This window comes from Ensifer sp. SSB1 (genome assembly GCF_016652895.1).
In the GTDB taxonomy this organism is placed as follows: domain Bacteria; phylum Pseudomonadota; class Alphaproteobacteria; order Rhizobiales; family Rhizobiaceae; genus Ensifer.
The window spans coordinates 1-16072 of the sequence record NZ_JAEPRP010000015.1 but is presented as its reverse complement, the minus strand read 5'-3'; the positions used below and the strand labels follow the sequence as shown (position 1 = coordinate 16072).

Genomic DNA, 16072 nt, shown 5'->3' with positions numbered 1-16072 from the left:
GAACATAAAACGGCGGGGTTCAAGCCCCGCCGTTTTGCGTCAGACGCGCTGCCAGCCGCACGCGGCGATCGTCCGGCTCCAGCAGGACGCAGGTATCGCAGAAGCCGCCGCCCTCCGTCTTGAAATAGAGGCAACAGCCGCAGCGGATCCGGTACTGGCACGACAGTTGCGCGCCGCTTGCCGGATCGGTGGCGGAGATCTCCTCGTAGCCGATCTCTTCCGAAAACAGCCGCGAACCCGGCCGTTTGACGATCGCGAGCGCCTCAGCCATGCCGCGCGCTTCGTCCCCGATCGCCCGTCCGATCTCCAGGAACGCGCCGGCAAGCGAATCCGCCGCCAGCCGCCACTGCGCCCCGGAGGAAAGCCCCGAGCGTTTCTTCAGGATCGCGATGACCGGCGCCAGATGGGCTGTGAAGCCGCGCTCGAAAACGCCGATGCATTCCGGCTGCTGCAATCTCTCCGCCAGATCCACTTGGAAATGGTAGCGTTTGCCGGCAACCGCGCGGTCCTGGTAAAGGCGGCTCCAGTCTTCAAAGCGAATGCCGGCGATCTCAGCCTGGACGCCCGCACCGAGATAGAGCGCGCCGAGAACCACACTTACCTGGCGACTGTAAAAGGCGATCAGATGCGCGGCCCGGATCCGGTCCGTCATGCCGACTGCGAAAAAGTCCTGATAGGCGAGGCTCTCCTCGATCCCGGCCCCGCCCGCAGCCCAGAAGCCGGCCGGTGCGCTGAAGGCTCCGTCCGCCGGCCCGAGCGAGACACCAGCGTCAGGGAACTGAGCGCACAACCGCTCGACCACTGCCAGCACCCGGGGCGGATATCCTTCCCCGGTCTGCGCAATCTGTTGCTGGCCTCCCAAATTCATACCGTCTCCGTCGCCAGCCAGCCACCTTCAAATCCCGCACGCTCAAGTCCGTGCCGGATCGCAGGCAGACTACGCGTCAACTCCCAGACGAAGCCGCTCCGCCAGTTCTCGATCATCATCACGACGAGCCCTTGGTCAAGGCCGACGACGCGCGCGTCGATCCACCCCTCCGGCCCCTCGCCCGGGAGGCTCGGATTGAAGCCGCCCGGAAAGCGCCCCGCCTTCAGAAGCCCGGGGTAGCTGGCCGTCATGTGGCTGAGCGCCGATAGCGACGCATCCGCACAGAACGGCAGACAGGCCGCCGCCGCCCAGGGCACAAGCGTGCCGTCATCCGGACCGAAAGGTGCGCCGCGATTGGCGTAGCCCCGAAGTCGCTGCCAGCGCCCGTCCTTGAGGCGCAGCTGGCCATGTGGCGCGTGGCAGGCGCTGAGCCCCCAGAGGTCTTCGCCATAGCCGGCGAAGCGGCCCGGGTTTTGCCGCGCATAGTCACGCTGCAGCCCGATAGCTCGCCGGCTGTTTTCGAAATAGTCGGTTCCCCTTCCCCGCATCGGCCGATCGCCGAGGCCGCGAAGATCGAGCCAGGCCTGCGGGACCAGGTGGATGAACAACGGCGCCGCGTGGAGATGACACCCGCCTTGAACCGCGATCCAGGCATAATCGTCCGTAAAGACGGTATAATGCTCCGGTTCGATTGCGTGCTCTGGCGCCCCGAGCGCCAGCACATAGAGCAGCAGCGCCTCGCTATACCCTTGCCAGCGATACTTCAGGAATCGGCCCGGTGGGCGCCAGCCCATCGTCAGCGTCTCACTCCGGTTCAACGCCCAGCGCCAGTCGACCCGCGCATAGAGCCGTTCGGCAAGCGCGCGGATCTCGCCTTCCTCTTCATCTTCGCGGGAGAAGTAGGCCGAAGCCGTCAGGCAGCCGGCGATCAGCAGCGCCGTGTCGATGGTCGAAAGCTCGCTGCGCCAGGTGCGCGCGCCGGTGCGCATATCGAGAAAGTGATAGTAGAACCCGCGATAGCCGCTCGCGCCCCGGTCGCGCGACTGCGGGCTTTCAGCCAGGAAACGCAGCGTGGTCAACACCCGCCCGACCGCCTCGCGGCGCAAGATCCACCCGCGCTCGACGCCGATGGGATAGCAGGAAAGGCCGAAGCCGGTCGCCGCAATGCTCGACGGCGCACCCGGAAGCGACGTATCCGCGATCAATCCGGTGACTGGATCCACATATTCGAGAAAGTAGCCGAACGCCGCCCTCTGCAGACTATCGATCTGAAATAGTTCGGCATTTTCCGTCGGTTTCAGCATTCCGCCTTTCCGGCCCTGGCCGGCCGCAAGTATATTTCCGGGCCGACCCCGACAAAATCACTCTTTGTTGAAGGCCAACTACACCCAAATGGTCGCCGAAATCCAATCCTGTGTTACATTCTTCTAATCTGACCGCGCGCAATGACTGGTTGAAGCGATGTTGAGCGTGTTGGCGTTGATCCTCTCATTGAGTGGTGGCACGAGCCCATCGACCGCCGTGCCGACCGATGTCGATGTCGAACTGATCCTGGCCGTCGATATGTCCGGCTCGATGGATCTGGATGAGGCGCGCATCCAGCGCGCCGGTTATGTCGAGGCGCTCCGGCACCGCGATTTCCTGGATGCGGTCGGAAGCGGGCAACTGGGCAAGATCGCCATCGGCTATTTCGAATGGGCGGGCACGGTGAACGAATCCTCCGTCGTCGCCTGGCAAGTGATCTCCACCGCCGCCGACGCCGATGCCTTTGCCAAGCTGATCGAGGCACGCCCGGTCGGCACCAGGCGGGGCACGTCGATCTCGAACGCGATCACCTACGGTACGGCGCTGATCGATTCGAACGCCTTCAACGGCATACGCCGGGTCATCGACGTTTCCGGCGACGGCCCGAACAACATCGGCCCGCCGGTCATCCCGGCCCGCGAGACGGCGATCGCCCGCGGCATCACCATCAACGGGCTAGCGATCCTCATTCGCCCCTCGGTCTCGACCGGCCCGCTCGACCAGTATTACGCCGAATGCGTCATCGGTGGCCCCGGCTCCTTCGTGCTGCCGGTGCACGAACCGGAGGATTTTTCGATCGCCATCCGCCAGAAGCTGGTGCTCGAGGTCAGCGGCCTGCAGCCGCCGCCAACCGTTCGCCTGGCCGATGCGCTGCCGGCATCCGATTGCCTGATCGGCGAGAAGCTGAGGCCCGGTTTCCTCGACCGAGTCTATCCCGAACTCGACAAATAGGCTTCACCGCCTAGTTGTTGCCGCGCAACCCACGCGCGTCAGATTGTCGTTTCCCTTCGCTTCGTCCGGCGATAAGATGAGCCGTTGCTTCGCGGATCGATTCATGTCCTTGACCACTACGCCCCCACCGGCCGACATGGCCGCAGACCCGGCCACCGACACCGGCAGTCAGCATATCCGCGACACGTTGCGCGATGCGATCGTCGAGCGGCGGCTTACCCCCGGCACCAAGCTTTCGGAAAGCGATGTCGGCGAACTCTTCAATGTAAGCCGCACCCTGGTGCGCGCCGCACTGCAGGCGCTCTCCTATGAAGGGCTCGTCAGCGTCGAGAAGAACCGTGGCGCCTTTGTCGCCCATCCCTCGATCGACGAGGCGCGCCAGATCTTCGCCACCCGCCGCCTGATCGAGCCCGGCGTCGTGCGGGCTGCAGCGGCGAATATCGGCAAGACCGAGCTCGCCGAGCTCCGGCGCATGCTGGCAGAGGAGCGGCAGCTCACCGAACAGCGCGGCCAGTCGGCCCGCCGCGCCGAGATCAAGGCCTCGGGCGATTTTCACCTGGCACTCGCCGATCTCAGCGGCAACGCCATCCTCCGGCGTTTCATGGACGAGCTCGTCGCCCGCTCTTCCCTCGTCATCGCGCTTTACGGCCAGTCGACCGTTTCAAGCTGCGGCCACAGCGAACATGACGAGATCGTCAATGCGCTGGAACGCGGCGACATCGACCTGGCTGCCAAGATGATGGTCCACCATATCGACCACATCGAAGCCGATCTCGATCTTCGCGCGCACAAGTCGAGCGACCTCAAGGCTGCACTCGAGCTTTAGAGCCCGCCCCCGGCACGCGCCGAATCACGAAAAGGTCACGGGCCGAAAAAAGTCGGTGATCCGACGGAACCATTGCCGCGCCACGGCGTTGGCCTCGCGCTCGAAAAAGACTGAGAACGAGGATAAGCAAATGAGCGAGAAGTTCTTCGCCACTCCCATTCCCCTCCGGTTATCCGCAAAACGGCAGACCGTCGTCAGAACGGTCTTCGAAGCCGTCGAGTTGCTGCGGCAATGGCCGGGGCGCCGTGGACGGGAGTACCGCGCGGCTCTCAGGCGCTGCCTGGACGCGCTGGATGGATTGACGAGTACGGACCGGGCCAGCCGCTGCTTTGCTGCCGCTGCCCGCGAATCGGGCCTGCTTCTGGCCTGACGCGGAAGTCCCAAGATCCGGGGCCATGTGTTCGTAGATCGGGTCTTTACGATGCGCCGAAGGACGATCGGCGCATCGCCCCCCAAAGGCGCTGCGCCATCGCACAAGCGCTACCTGACTTTTCCACGGATGTTATGCACGATCAGTCGGCGAGTTCTGCCGCTTGCTTCGCCTGACGCTCGGCTAGCGCCTTCAGTGCTTCCCTGTCGAGCCGCCAATCCGGCGAGCCGTAGCCGAGCGGCCACTTGTAAGGCTCCTTGTCGTTGAAGAACACGACGGTGGTCAGCAGCGGGAAAGCCCGGCGATAGGTCTGCTGATCGAGGATTTCCTTGTACCAGGCGCGCCTGTAGTCGGCCGAACCCGAGACGCCGAGTTCGGCGATCATGACCGGTTTGCCGAAGCCTGCCACACGCTGGTACTTTTCGCTCAGCGCTTCTGCGAAGCGGCGCTCGCGGCCCCAATAGTCGACATCCATTTTCTGCAAGCCCCAGATGGGGATTCCGACGACATCGACGACATCGTCACCCGGATAGTAGCCGGCGAGATTGCGGTGGCCCTTCGGCGACCAGACGAACCGCGCTTGCGGCGCGAGCTCCCGGCATTTGCCAACGAAATAGCGAAACGCCTTCTTGTAGCCTTCCGTATCGCGACGTGCCCAGGGATAGCGGCCATCGGGGTCCTCCATCTCGTGCCCCCAGCGCACATAGACGGGGCCATCGAAGGCGGCCGCGCGGGCACAGACGTCGCCGATCTCGCGGTCGAAGCGGCCCTTGCCGATATCGGCAAACAGCCTTTCGCCGCCGGCGCGCCAGTCGGACGCATGGGTATAGGGCTCGACCGAGAGCATCAGGGCTCGCCCCTGCCGCGCCGCAATCGCGATCTTGCGCTTCAAGAGCGCGCGGTCCGGCTTTTGCCAATAAACGAACACATGCTCGAGCTCGAGCGCCTCACTGTCGGCAACGGCGTCATGCGGATCGTAGACGCCGATGGCAACCGCCCGCTCCTTCGCGCCCTTTGCCTCGGGCGCGATCGCAGCTGTCGTCAGCGCCCGGTCGATACCATCGGCCGGATCGTCCGCGCGCGCCGCCGGCGTGCCGGCAACGGCGAGAAGCGCCAGTGTTCCCGCGGCAAGGGCTGATCTCAAAAGCCTGGCAGACAACGAACATTCTCCAGCGGATCGTCTCTCGACGCCGCAAATAAAATCGGACGCATCACGCATGCGACGGTCAGTCACCGCCGAAGACGGGGACCCCGATCCCCCAAACGTTCCCGAGCGGCTTCGCCGCGCCGGAATTACGCAAACTCGAACAGAGACAATCCCGCTAGAGCGAAGCTCGGAGGAAGCAGTGCGACGTACGGCCGAAGCCGCTCGGCGAGCAGATGTAGGGTGCGCGGCCGAGATAGGCGGCGGTGGTCTTCCTCACAGGCTGCGGTGCGACCACATCCTCATCCGCTTCGGCGACCTGCAACTGCTTCTCTTCCTTGCGGATCTTGACCGAAGGGCTCGCGTAAGCGCTGGAATGGCCCGATGCGAACAACGGCGTTTCTCCAAGAACCGTCGACGAGCAGCCGGAAAGCAGCAGAATACCAAGAATTGAGGCGGTCGGTACGAGATACTTGAAACCCGAAATGGGGGTGCGGCTCGCGCCGGCACATGCGGTCTTATCTCGCATAAGCATCCTTTCGAATTAGCGACCTTGGCCGCCCGATGCCTCCTTTGGGGGATATGGCGGCGTTGTTCAACCCCCTCTCCATTATAAATTGCTAAAATTAACGAATTCTTTCGTAGGGCGTTCTTCCGACGGTTGCAGCGAATGGCACCGGCACCAGGCGCAAATGCGGCCGCTGATTGGGCACATGCTGGGCTTGGGGCGCCGCACGAGGATCAGGAAGACAAATCAGGAAAACCAGATGCTTGCCCGACAGCCGACCCGAAGGCGAACTCGCCCGCCACTTGCAGGCCCACCCGCACCGCCATCCACCACGCCCGGTGGTAGCTGCGCCGCCGGAAACGCCGGATGGTTCGCAAGGAAATTTTTTCGCATGAAGGCGCAAAATCGGCCGCACTGGCGGAGAAACCGCCACGCTTGTCGATCAAGCGGCACACAGCGGCAACGGACGCAGCACCGTCCTTCCTCATATTTAGCTATCACGCATTTACAGTTCGTTGACCTATGACGGCCACCTTGGTGCGAGGCGCAACATGTTGAGCGTATGCGCCCACTCCAAAACTGCCCGCGTCGAGCGGGCATTTTTTTTGCGCTGAGAGCTGACCTTCCTCGTGCCGCCGCCCTCACCTTCCCGTCCCTTTGGTGAGGCACCGATACCTGGCGCGGTGCTTATGCGCGCACACGAAGCCTACTCCTGATCGAGAACGCGCATCATCATTTGATGATTAAGAGGAATTTCAGGTGTTGGTAATATCCTAATTGCTAAATTAATCGGGATTTCTTGGCGGCTATGCTTGATCCTCGAACATTTATGGGCGCATTGCTTTCCGGTGTACGCAGAGACGCTGTCGTCGTGTCTTTGCCGATCGCCTATCTGCTTCTGGCTTTCAGCCTGCTTGAAGTGCCCCCCAGCACGTGGTTCTGGTATTTCGGCGTTTCCCTGATGGGTCTTGTCGCGATTACGGCATTGTTCGCGGCGGGCGTGCGGGGTGCCTATCATGTTCTGGTCAATCGCGAGGACCGCCCGATTACGGCGATCGTCCGTGACATCCGCAGCGTGCCGTTCGCAACGGCAGTCTCCTATTTTCCCGTTGCCGTCGCGCAAGTGATCCTCACCAGCGTATTCTGGCAGTGGAAGACTCGCCTGCCTGTCTTCTCCTGGGACCAGACGCTGAGTGATCTCGACCGAGCGCTCCACTTCGGCTGGCTCCCGTGGCAATGGCTTCAGCCGGTCCTCGGCTATTGGCCCATCACCTTCCTGCTCAGCATCAACTACAGCATCTGGTTCATGGTGATGTGGACCTTCTGGATGGCAGTCGCGTTCAGCGAGCGGCCGCAGCGCATGCAATTTCTCGTCACTTTCGCCTTGTCATGGATCATTCTCGGCAGCTTCCTGGCGACCGCGTTCGCATCCGCCGGCCCGTGCTTCTTCGGCAATCTCGGCCTCGGGGAAAATCCATATGCCGATCTGATGTCCTATCTCAGGGCCGCCGACCAAAACGCGCCGATTTTTGCTCTCAACGTACAGAACCTGCTCTGGCAGGGCTACGCGGGTGCCGGCACCGAAATGGGCATCTCTGCCATGCCCAGCCTTCACAATGCGACGGCGCTCTTGATGGTCCTGGCTTCAAGGAGCTTTCACCCCGCCATACAATGGGCGCTCAAGGTCCATTGCGCGCTGATATTTCTGGGGTCGATACACCTCGGCTGGCACTATGCCGTCGACGCCTACGTTTCCTATGCCGCTACGCTGGTGATCTGGTACGGGATCGCCTCACGGTTCCAATCCCGAAGGCTAACGCCTCAAGTCGCCTAGGCGAAATACTCGAGGCTGTCACATCTCATAGCACTGCGGGAGGCATTCTGCGCGGCGCCAGTCAGTACCTCTCCCAAAGGTGGCAAACTCGATCCGTGCGACGATCTCGACGATGTCGCGACCTGACGGCTCGATACAAAATGGCGGGTTCGCACAAAGGACCGGCAGCCTAGCCGAGCGGCTAACCACCCAACAAGTCTGTGAATAGATTAAATTTGGTGGGCCCGGAGGGACTCGAACCCCCAACCAAGCGGTTATGAGCCGCCGGCTCTAACCATTGAGCTACAGGCCCACTCTGGATCTGCAGGCTTCCTGAAATCGTAATAATCTCAAGGTAAGACAAGCAGCAACTTTAAGTGCTACGGCGACTTTGGCACGCCTGAGAAGGACGTGTGGCGCCGTGGCGATCCAGGTGCGCGAACCAATGGCAGTTCGCGGTGGAATGGCTCTAGCGGAAAACCTTTTTGCGGACAAGCCATTGCCGCAATGCTCACACAATCGCCAGCCAAGAAGACGCAGGGACGGAACAACCGGAGAGACATAGACCATGATTTCCACACGCACTGCCCGCACGCTTTCGATTGCCGCTTTCGCCGCCGCTTTTGCCGGTGTGGCCGCCGCTCAGGCGCAGGAGTCGGACAAGGAAAAGGCAACCATTATCGTTGCCGGCGAAGGCCGCGCGACGACCGCGCCGGACATGGCGGTACTGCAGCTCAGCGTCGTCAAGGACGCCAAGACCGCCCGCGAGGCGCTCGACGCCAACAACAAGACCATGGCCGAAGTGCTGAAGGCGCTGAAGGACAGCGGCATTGCCGACCGCGACCTGCAGACGAGCGGCTTCATGCTGAACCCGCAATACAACTACCCGACCAACACCGATGGTGGTAACCGCCCGCCGGAGCTGATCGGCTATCAGGTCACCAACGGCGTCACCGTCCGCGTGCGTGATCTCGCCAAGCTCGGCGAAGTCATCGACAAGTCGGTCACGCTCGGCGTCAACCAGGGCGGCGGTGTGCAGTTCACCAACGACAAGCCGGAAGCCGTCATCACCGAAGCGCGCAAGGCCGCCGTTGCCGACGCCGTGGAGAAGGCCAAGGTGCTTGCCGAAGCTGCCGGCGTCTCGGTCGGCAAGATCGTCACCATCAGCGAGCAGGGCTTCCGCCCCGAACCGGTCTCGATGATGCGCGCCGGCATGGCCAAGGAATATGCCGCCGACGCCGTTCCGGTCGCAACCGGCGAAAACAGCTACAACGTGACGGTCAACGTGACCTTCGAAATCAAGCAGTAAAAACCTGGCTAAGCCCGCAGCGATCGCGCGCGGGCTTCCACCCTTCTCGCCCCTGGCTCCGGAAATCGGTGCCGGGGCGATTCGTTTTGGCCCCGTGCTCAGCGGCCCTCACGCTGGAACCGTGGGTTGAAACGAGCAAGGTAGCTCCAGAACAAGGTGGGGATGCCTCCGTCGGTAAGATGTCCAGCGTCTGGCGAACGCCTTGTCGCGCATCAGATGCCGCAGATCAGCAAATAGCGATGGCGTTCGCTCACCATTCGCACGCGATCCTCGGACCGGTCGAGAAAGGTCAACAGCACCTTTCGATGAAACCTTTGTTTGCGAGGCAGCAGACAGGGACAAGGGACGTATTTCTCGACGATCGGACCCAGGCGCACATTCCCTCTGACGTCGCGCCGCAACTCCGAAAACGAGCGGGAATATCAGCCAGATGTCTCCCCACACCCACGGAACGCCCCGATGGCGATGGCTTGTCGACCAATCCGGGAAAGAGCGGGCAATCAAGCCCTCAGTCAAGAGAAGCGCTTCTTCTCTTATACTGAATACATCTGGACCAAACCGGCCGTAGCCACTCTTGTCGCCGAAGCCATGGTCACAGGGGACGAACTCGAAGGAAAGCCCACCCGCGAGGCCCGTCTACAAATCTGTAGTCGAATGACATTTGAAAAAGCGGACACCACGTACCGCATTGGCAAAGACTGCCCGCGAATAACAACCGCCCGATCAAGTATCAACCCCTCTGCGATCGCTACTCCAGGAGAGAGGCCACGCAGCCAGAGCCGGAAAGGAGCTGTATGTGGGCGAACAGTACAGCAGTGTTGCAATGCTCAAACCTCCCGGTCTCAACGACACGGCACAGCACGTAAAAAAGCCCCCCATGCCGAAGCGTGGGGGGCCATTCTTCCGCCGGCCGGGGGAGACAAGGCGGGAAGATTGGTATTGGCGCTTACCAGCGGCCGATTGTCGGGCAACCGCGCGCGTTTGCGAAGACGATCGTCTGGCGGTAGCCGTGGCGGCGACCTTCGACGACGACGCGGCGCGGCGTCACGTCGGCGACATAGGCGCGGCGGAGACCCCGGTCGCGAGCCTTGTCGACGGCCATCCACGGAGAGCAGCCGCCGCGGCGACCACGGTCCCAGTGACGGTCACGGCCGCGGTTCCAATCACGCTCGTCGCCGTAGCCGCCGTCGTAGTCGCGGTACTGCACGTCGATGCCGTCGCGCGGGCCGAGTCCGAATTCGATCGAGTCCGCCGAAGCGGTGGAGGCAGCACCAAGCAGGCCAGTCAATCCAATGACGGCGGCGGCAGCAGCGTTAAAAAAGCGGTTCTTCATGACATCTCTCCAGGCTTGAAGGGTTCAGCAGGCAATCACCGTCCCAAGCGATTGAGCAAAGAATAGGTTCCCTAAGCTGAACGACAGCGGAACCCGGTGTTCATTGGAGGTTCAGATTGTCGGAACGTGATCCCCCCCCCACTGACGCAGGATTCGGCCTTGCGAAGCGGTCCAGTCCGCGGATTGCAGACGGGCGATAAGCCACTGATCCAGAACGGCTTATTGAGATCGTCGGGGGGCAATAATGCGGCCCGGCGCGAAAGCGACGATTGCTGATGTGATCGTCGCGGCAAAAGCAAATCGGGTGCCGCCAGGACGGTCGCGCAATCAAAACATCGGGGCATTCTCTGGCGTCGAAGGCCGCAATCGAGCGATTCGCGCTCGCCCTCAAGCCCTCGTCAGCCGGCGAGCGTCCGTTCGAAAACGCGGATGTTGCGATAGTGGCTGAGGCGAGTGATGACCCCCTCCTCTATCTCGAAGATCAGCACGCTCGGGATGGAATAGCTCTGGCCCGTTGCAGGGGGAAAGCCCTCCATCGTTTCGCGATAGGTGCCACGCACCGTCAGGTCGGCCGCCACCCGCTGGCCGAAGGCATCACGCATCAGCACGACATCGCCGAACTGTTCGTCGAAGCGGCGTAGGTAGTTCATAAGCCAGGCGCGCAGGGGACCGACGCCGACGGTGCGCTGACCCGTCAGCGAATCGAGCTCGATATCCTCATGGACGAGCCGCGCCAGCGCCTCGAAATCACGCTGGTTCAGCGCTTCGATGAAGCGGTTGGCAATGGTCTGTGCATCCGTCATTGCTGTTCCTCTCCGGCGCCGCGCCGGAGCCCTCCGATCTCCATGCACTAACTAGGACGAATCCCGTTCCGGTCAATTGCATCGGCGTGCCGATCGGATGGCGGTCAGGCGCCAAGGTGCAGCACGATCTCGCGACGGTGCGGCCGGTCGCGATGTTCGAAGAGATAAATCCCTTGCCAAGTGCCGAGCACCATGCGGCCACGGGCAACGGGAATACCGAGCGAGACCGGTGTCAGCGCCGCCTTGATATGCGCTGGCATGTCATCCGGCCCCTCCTGCCTGTGCACCACCCAGCTCATCGTGGGATCGGAAGACGGCGGCACCAGCCGGCGAAAGAAGGCATCGAGATCGCGCTTCACATCCGGATCGGCATTTTCCTGAATGAGAAGCGAGCAGGACGTGTGGCGGACGAAGACGGTTAGGAGCCCCTCTCTGTCTGTGTTGGCCCGCACGAATGCGGCCACCTCGTCGGTGAACTCGTATAGCCCCTGCCCGCGGGTGGAAATAGTGATGCTCGTCTGCGGCATGTCGGTCTCCAGCGCGCAGCGGCACCCGCCGCAAGGCAGGTGCAACTCGTTGATTTGCCGAACGCTTCTACCCCTGGACCGTTTCCGCTCCAAGACAGGGCGCCATGGGAAAAGGTGCCGCGCGCCGCCTACATCTCCAGGCTACATCTCCAGAAAGGTCTGGAAGCCGCCATAGATCATGCGCTTGCCGTCGAAGACTTCCTTCCAGGCGTCGCCCTGCAACCGCGGATCGGCCATCACCTTGGCGACGATCGTGTCGCGGTCCGCCCGCGACTTGTAGGCGATCCAGGAAAAGACCACCGTTTCATCGTCCTTGGCCTGAACCGAGCGAGGGAAGGACGTCACCTCGCCATAGGGCACGTCGTCGGCCAGGCATTCGTTATAGGAAAGCGCGCCATACTCCATCCAGACATCGCCCGCCGCCTTGGCCATCGCCTTGTACGCCTCGATGTTCACCTTCGGCACGGCAACGATAAAACCATCCACATAGGTCATTGAGAAATCCTTCCTTGGTTCTTCCGACCAGCAAAGGACGCTTGAGGCGCAAAGGTTCCGACACCGCCTTTGATTTTTTTTGAACCGCGCCTGTCGGAACGGGCATGGCCCGTTCGTCCTTGGTTGGTAGCAACACCACGGGAGACATATCCATGCAGAGGATCACGCCCTTTCTCTGGTTCGACGATCAGCTGGAGGAAGCCATCGGTTTCTACACCTCCATCTTCCGCAACGCCCGCGTCACCGACATTCAAAAAGGCCCGGATGGCAAGGCCTTCACCGCGAGCTTCGAACTCGAGGGGCAGCATTTCATGGGGCTGAACGGCGGCCCGCATTTCAAGTTCAACGAGGCGGTGTCGTTTTTCCTGCGCTGTGCCGATCAGGCGGAGGTCGACTACTATTGGAACCGGTTGCTCGAAGGCGGTACGCCGCAGCATTGCGGTTGGCTGAAGGACAAGTTCGGCCTTGCCTGGCAGATCATTCCGAGCGCCCTGATGCGACACCTTAGCGATCCCGATCCGGCACGCGCCGCACGCGCCCAGCAGGCGGTGATGGGCATGGTGAAGATCGACGTCGCCGAACTGGAGAGAGCGGCAGCCGGCTGAAGCGAGACCAACGAAAGTGTCACACGGTTCGGCGTCCGGTTGCGCAAAACAACGGGACAGGACACTCCCGCGCCCTGGCTGGAAGGGCCTTAGCTGCCGCAGCCCCTGAGCTGCTTGTTGTAAATCGACGCCATGCCGGCCGCCCGCTTGGCGCCGGTCTTGGCCGTATCGCTCCAGTTGCCGCGCGCATAGCCGGCGTGGCCGTGGTAGTAGGCGATGTAGAGCCGGTAGGCGTCGTTGAGCGCAATGCCGTTCTGCTGCGCGCTCTCGCGGTGATACCAGGCGATGAAGCGGATGGCGTCGCCGAAGTCCGAGCGCCGTGCGGCCCAGCGGCCGGTCTCGCTCTGATAGCGCGCCCAGGTGCCGTCAAGCGCCTGGGAATAGCCATAGGCGGTGGAGGCGCGCGTCCAGGGGATGAAGCCGAACAGCTTGGTGCGCGGCGGCCGCGCATTATGGCGGAAGCCGGACTCGGTATAGATCGTCGCCATCAGGATCGGCACGGGCACGCCGTATTCGCGCTCGGCGCCATAGGCGGCACGACGCCAATTGTTGAACAGGCCATCTCGCTGCTCGAAAACCGCACAGGCATTCCGGGTGTCTCTCGGCACCGTTCCGCAGCCGGCCAGCAACAGGAGGACGACGACAAATACGCAACGCATCGCAGAACCTCGGGTTTCCGAGAAATTGATAAAGTGTAAACGTTAAGGATCTCTTTTGATTCAAAGGCCAACGATCGGGAGAGCCGCATGACGAAGTCGAGTTTGCTGCTGCCGTTCCTGCTTGCTTTGAGCCTTGGCGATGCGGCAAGGGCCGGCGATATCGAGCAGCTTTATCGCAGTGACGCGATCGTCACCGGCACCGGCGAGGTCAACCGGCAGATCGGCTTTCGCGAATGCCTGGGTGAAGTGCTGGTGAAAGTTTCGGGTGATCCGACGATCCCCAAAGCGCCCGGCTTCGCAGCGCTCGAGGCTGAGGCGGGCAGCTTCGTCGCGTCCTTTTCCTATCGCGACCGGATGGAAGGCATCCCCATCCACGACGAACAGGGCACCCACGATCGCCCGCACGATCTTAGGTGCCTTTATGCACCGGCAACGCTCGACCCGCTTCTCGCAAAGCTCGGCCACAAGCCGTGGCTCGAGCCGCGCCCGGTGATTGCCGTGTTGCTGGCGGTCGAGGATCAGAGACGCCGCTTCGTGCTCGCGCGCGACGGCGACGAAAGCCCCTATATGGCGGACTCGCTTCAGGCGGCAGCGACACCGCTCGCCCTTTCCGTCGTCCTGCCGGACAGGGCAACAGTTGCAGATGCGCAGCTGGACTTCACCGTCGTATCGCAAGAAGGCCCTGAGAAACTCGCCAGGCTCGCGGCCCTCAGCAAGGACGACATGCCGCTCGCAGGCACGCTGGTCTGGTCCGATCAGGCCCGCGGCTGGATCGCCAACTGGCGGATGATGTCGGCCGGCAAAAGCTACACGTGGCAGGTCAGCGGCGTCAGCTTTGACGACGCCTTTCGCAATGCGTTACGCGCTGCGGCCCGCGTCCTCTCCGGAAACGGGCCGCCCTGAACGGCTGCGGCGTCGCTGCATTTTATCCGAGCGAGGCAATCAGTTCGCGATAGGCCGCCTCTGGAAATGCCTTGAGCGTGGTCGAGCGCACATTGCCAGCCATGCCGAGCGTCAATGCAAAACGTGCCGCCACCGCGTCGTCTGGCGCTTCGACGACGGCCACCATGTCGTAGTCACCCATTGTCAGGAAGAAATGCTTGAAGGAGCCGCCCATCTCGCCGAGCACCTGCCTGGCTGTGTCGAGCCTCTTGGGAGAGTCGCGCACATTCTTCACGCCCTGCTCGGTCCAGTTGAGGAGCATTACATAAGTGGTCATCCTACACCTCCACGGGGCACGCTTCACGCCCGCGGTGCGATTGCTCCCGCGTCTTAGACGGGGTGCCCCAATTGCTCCGAAAGCGCGAATATACTCCTCGTTGAAAGCCCCCACAATAAATCGCTTGGGTGAGACGGAAACGAAAAAGCCGGGCACAGGGCCCGGCTCTTTTGATTTTGCGATTTTGAAACAGCCCGACTTTAGCTGTCGAGGAAGCTTCTGAGCTTCCTGGAACGGCTAGGATGCTTGAGCTTTCGAAGCGCCTTCGCTTCGATCTGACGGATACGTTCGCGGGTAACCGAGAACTGCTGGCCGACTTCTTCGAGCGTGTGGTCGGTGTTCATCCCGATGCCGAAGCGCATGCGCAGCACGCGCTCTTCGCGCGGCGTCAGCGAAGCGAGAACGCGAGTGGTCGTCTCGCGCAGGTTCGCCTGGATGGCGGCGTCGATCGGCAGCAGCGCGTTCTTGTCCTCGATGAAGTCGCCGAGGTGCGAATCTTCTTCGTCACCGACAGGCGTTTCGAGCGAGATCGGCTCCTTGGCGATCTTCAGGACCTTGCGGACCTTTTCGAGCGGCATGGCGAGCTTTTCGGCCAGTTCTTCCGGCGTCGGCTCGCGACCGATCTCGTGCAGCATCTGGCGCGAGGTACGAACGATCTTGTTGATCGTTTCGATCATGTGCACCGGAATACGGATCGTGCGGGCCTGGTCGGCGATCGACCGGGTAATCGCCTGACGGATCCACCAGGTCGCATAGGTCGAGAACTTGTAACCGCGGCGGTACTCGAACTTGTCGACCGCCTTCATCAGGCCGATGTTGCCTTCCTGGATGAGGTCGAGGAACTGCAGGCCGCGGTTGGTGTACTTCTTGGCGATGGAGATGACGAGGCGCAGGTTGGCTTCGACCATTTCCTTCTTGGCGATGCGCGCTTCGCGCTCGCCCTTCTGCACCATCGAAACGATGCGACGGAACTCGGCGATCGAGATGCCGGTTTCGGTGGCGAGGTTCTGGATCTCCTGGCGGATGTCGCGGATCGTCTGGTTTTCGCTCTTGGCGAATTCCTTCCAGCCCTTGCCGGCCAGGTTGCTGATCGACTTCATCCAGTTCGGGTCGAGTTCGGCGCCCGAATACTGCTCCAGGAACGAGTCGCGCTTGACGCCGTAGGATTCGGCAAGCCGCAGCAGGCGGCCTTCGTTCTGCATCAGGCGCTTGGAGATGTCGTAGAGCTGCTCGACCAGGCTGTCGACGCGGTTCTGGTTGAGCGACAGCGACTTGACCGCCTTGATCAGCTCGTCCTTGAGTTCCTTGTAGCGGCGCTCCTGGGCGGGCGAAAGCGT

Annotated in this window: 19 protein-coding genes and 1 tRNA gene; 7 read left to right on the top strand and 13 right to left on the bottom strand. The window is 62.2% G+C overall.

What is annotated here, in order from left to right:
- Positions 1-19: 19 nt before the first annotated feature.
- The gene (locus I8N66_RS05935; RefSeq protein WP_291150830.1) at positions 20-868 is read right to left on the bottom strand and encodes a ferric iron reductase; all 849 of its coding nucleotides are present in this window, start codon (positions 866-868) and stop codon (positions 20-22) included.
- Positions 865-2172: a glucoamylase family protein gene (locus I8N66_RS05930; RefSeq protein WP_291150827.1), complete on the bottom strand. Its 1308-nt coding sequence runs from the start codon at positions 2170-2172 to the stop codon at positions 865-867. Before I8N66_RS05930 ends, I8N66_RS05935 begins: the two co-directional genes overlap by 4 nt.
- 157 nt (positions 2173-2329) lie before the next feature.
- On the opposite strand from I8N66_RS05930, the gene I8N66_RS05925 reads away from it, so the two are divergent.
- From I8N66_RS05925 to I8N66_RS05915, 3 genes are all read left to right on the top strand, one after another.
- Positions 2330-3124, top strand: coding sequence for a DUF1194 domain-containing protein (locus I8N66_RS05925; RefSeq protein WP_113540441.1), 795 nt, complete (start codon positions 2330-2332; stop codon positions 3122-3124).
- Positions 3125-3260: 136 nt separating this feature from the next.
- Positions 3261-3950, top strand: coding sequence for a GntR family transcriptional regulator (locus tag I8N66_RS05920; RefSeq protein WP_291150966.1), 690 nt, complete (start codon positions 3261-3263; stop codon positions 3948-3950).
- A gap of 130 nt (positions 3951-4080) precedes the next feature.
- Positions 4081-4320, top strand: a complete 240-nt coding sequence (locus tag I8N66_RS05915; RefSeq protein WP_057253209.1) for a DUF982 domain-containing protein — start codon at positions 4081-4083, stop codon at positions 4318-4320.
- Between the two features lie 142 nt (positions 4321-4462).
- Here I8N66_RS05915 and I8N66_RS05910 read toward each other — a convergent pair whose 3' ends face one another.
- The 3 genes from I8N66_RS05910 to I8N66_RS05900 all read right to left on the bottom strand — a co-directional run bounded on the left by I8N66_RS05910 (position 4463) and on the right by I8N66_RS05900 (position 6418).
- Complete coding sequence (locus I8N66_RS05910) at positions 4463-5479, bottom strand: glycosyl hydrolase (protein WP_291150817.1); 1017 nt, start codon at positions 5477-5479, stop codon at positions 4463-4465.
- Positions 5480-5642: 163 nt separating this feature from the next.
- Positions 5643-5993 carry a hypothetical protein gene (locus I8N66_RS05905; protein WP_113540443.1) on the bottom strand — a complete coding sequence of 117 codons (351 nt, stop codon included), beginning with the start codon at positions 5991-5993 and terminating at the stop codon, positions 5643-5645.
- 212 nt (positions 5994-6205) lie between these two features.
- Entirely contained in the window at positions 6206-6418 is a 213-nt protein-coding gene (locus I8N66_RS05900) for a hypothetical protein (protein ID WP_162768924.1), read from the bottom strand.
- A gap of 425 nt (positions 6419-6843) precedes the next feature.
- On the opposite strand from I8N66_RS05900, the gene I8N66_RS05895 reads away from it, so the two are divergent.
- Positions 6844-7806 (top strand): phosphatase PAP2 family protein, encoded by a 963-nt coding sequence (locus tag I8N66_RS05895; protein ID WP_291150811.1) that lies wholly within the window; start codon positions 6844-6846, stop codon positions 7804-7806.
- Between the two features lie 216 nt (positions 7807-8022).
- Here the strand turns inward: I8N66_RS05895 and I8N66_RS05890 are convergent.
- Positions 8023-8098 (bottom strand) — tRNA-Ile (locus tag I8N66_RS05890).
- 255 nt (positions 8099-8353) lie between these two features.
- Between I8N66_RS05890 and I8N66_RS05885 the strand changes: the two genes are divergently transcribed.
- Positions 8354-9094, top strand: coding sequence for an SIMPL domain-containing protein (locus tag I8N66_RS05885; protein ID WP_291150808.1), 741 nt, complete (start codon positions 8354-8356; stop codon positions 9092-9094).
- 946 nt (positions 9095-10040) lie between these two features.
- Here the strand turns inward: I8N66_RS05885 and I8N66_RS05880 are convergent.
- The 4 genes from I8N66_RS05880 to I8N66_RS05865 all read right to left on the bottom strand — a co-directional run bounded on the left by I8N66_RS05880 (position 10041) and on the right by I8N66_RS05865 (position 12252).
- Entirely contained in the window at positions 10041-10427 is a 387-nt protein-coding gene (locus I8N66_RS05880; RefSeq protein ID WP_291150806.1) for a hypothetical protein, read from the bottom strand.
- Positions 10428-10825: 398 nt separating this feature from the next.
- Positions 10826-11230: a ketosteroid isomerase-related protein gene (locus I8N66_RS05875; RefSeq protein WP_223725072.1), complete on the bottom strand. Its 405-nt coding sequence runs from the start codon at positions 11228-11230 to the stop codon at positions 10826-10828.
- A 104-nt stretch (positions 11231-11334) separates the two neighbouring features.
- Positions 11335-11757, bottom strand: coding sequence for a secondary thiamine-phosphate synthase enzyme YjbQ (locus I8N66_RS05870; RefSeq protein WP_291150800.1), 423 nt, complete (start codon positions 11755-11757; stop codon positions 11335-11337).
- A 141-nt stretch (positions 11758-11898) separates the two neighbouring features.
- Positions 11899-12252: a DUF1428 family protein gene (locus I8N66_RS05865; protein WP_291150797.1), complete on the bottom strand. Its 354-nt coding sequence runs from the start codon at positions 12250-12252 to the stop codon at positions 11899-11901.
- Between the two features lie 152 nt (positions 12253-12404).
- On the opposite strand from I8N66_RS05865, the gene I8N66_RS05860 reads away from it, so the two are divergent.
- Entirely contained in the window at positions 12405-12857 is a 453-nt protein-coding gene (locus I8N66_RS05860) for a VOC family protein (RefSeq protein WP_291150794.1), read from the top strand.
- A gap of 89 nt (positions 12858-12946) precedes the next feature.
- Here the strand turns inward: I8N66_RS05860 and I8N66_RS05855 are convergent, their stop codons facing one another.
- Complete coding sequence (locus tag I8N66_RS05855; RefSeq protein WP_113540451.1) at positions 12947-13516, bottom strand: hypothetical protein; 570 nt, start codon at positions 13514-13516, stop codon at positions 12947-12949.
- A gap of 87 nt (positions 13517-13603) precedes the next feature.
- Between I8N66_RS05855 and I8N66_RS05850 the strand changes: the two genes are divergently transcribed.
- Complete coding sequence (locus I8N66_RS05850) at positions 13604-14419, top strand: DUF2066 domain-containing protein (protein WP_291150786.1); 816 nt, start codon at positions 13604-13606, stop codon at positions 14417-14419.
- A gap of 22 nt (positions 14420-14441) precedes the next feature.
- On the opposite strand, the gene I8N66_RS05845 is transcribed toward I8N66_RS05850, so the two are convergent.
- Both I8N66_RS05845 and rpoD read right to left on the bottom strand, forming a co-directional pair.
- Positions 14442-14735: a GYD domain-containing protein gene (locus I8N66_RS05845; protein ID WP_113540453.1), complete on the bottom strand. Its 294-nt coding sequence runs from the start codon at positions 14733-14735 to the stop codon at positions 14442-14444.
- 200 nt (positions 14736-14935) lie between these two features.
- Positions 14936-16072, bottom strand: a 1137-nt coding sequence (gene rpoD / locus I8N66_RS05840; protein WP_291150783.1) for an RNA polymerase sigma factor RpoD, incomplete at its 5' end; no start/stop codon positions are given.

Excerpts from the sequence above, each read along its gene's own strand:
- I8N66_RS05935 (WP_291150830.1), bottom strand. The coding sequence starts at position 868 with ATGAATTTGGGAGGCCAGCAACAGATTGCGCAGACCGGGGAAGGATAT.
- I8N66_RS05930 (WP_291150827.1), bottom strand. The coding sequence starts at position 2,172 with ATGCTGAAACCGACGGAAAATGCCGAACTATTTCAGATCGATAGTCTG.
- I8N66_RS05925 (WP_113540441.1), top strand. The coding sequence starts at position 2,330 with ATGTTGAGCGTGTTGGCGTTGATCCTCTCATTGAGTGGTGGCACGAGC.
- I8N66_RS05920 (WP_291150966.1), top strand. The coding sequence starts at position 3,261 with ATGGCCGCAGACCCGGCCACCGACACCGGCAGTCAGCATATCCGCGAC.
- I8N66_RS05915 (WP_057253209.1), top strand. The coding sequence starts at position 4,081 with ATGAGCGAGAAGTTCTTCGCCACTCCCATTCCCCTCCGGTTATCCGCA.
- I8N66_RS05905 (WP_113540443.1), bottom strand. The coding sequence starts at position 5,993 with ATGCGAGATAAGACCGCATGTGCCGGCGCGAGCCGCACCCCCATTTCG.
- I8N66_RS05885 (WP_291150808.1), top strand. The coding sequence starts at position 8,354 with ATGATTTCCACACGCACTGCCCGCACGCTTTCGATTGCCGCTTTCGCC.
- I8N66_RS05880 (WP_291150806.1), bottom strand. The coding sequence starts at position 10,427 with ATGAAGAACCGCTTTTTTAACGCTGCTGCCGCCGCCGTCATTGGATTG.
- I8N66_RS05875 (WP_223725072.1), bottom strand. The coding sequence starts at position 11,230 with ATGACGGATGCACAGACCATTGCCAACCGCTTCATCGAAGCGCTGAAC.
- I8N66_RS05870 (WP_291150800.1), bottom strand. The coding sequence starts at position 11,757 with ATGCCGCAGACGAGCATCACTATTTCCACCCGCGGGCAGGGGCTATAC.
- I8N66_RS05865 (WP_291150797.1), bottom strand. The coding sequence starts at position 12,252 with ATGACCTATGTGGATGGTTTTATCGTTGCCGTGCCGAAGGTGAACATC.
- I8N66_RS05860 (WP_291150794.1), top strand. The coding sequence starts at position 12,405 with ATGCAGAGGATCACGCCCTTTCTCTGGTTCGACGATCAGCTGGAGGAA.
- I8N66_RS05855 (WP_113540451.1), bottom strand. The coding sequence starts at position 13,516 with ATGCGTTGCGTATTTGTCGTCGTCCTCCTGTTGCTGGCCGGCTGCGGA.
- I8N66_RS05850 (WP_291150786.1), top strand. The coding sequence starts at position 13,604 with ATGACGAAGTCGAGTTTGCTGCTGCCGTTCCTGCTTGCTTTGAGCCTT.
- I8N66_RS05845 (WP_113540453.1), bottom strand. The coding sequence starts at position 14,735 with ATGACCACTTATGTAATGCTCCTCAACTGGACCGAGCAGGGCGTGAAG.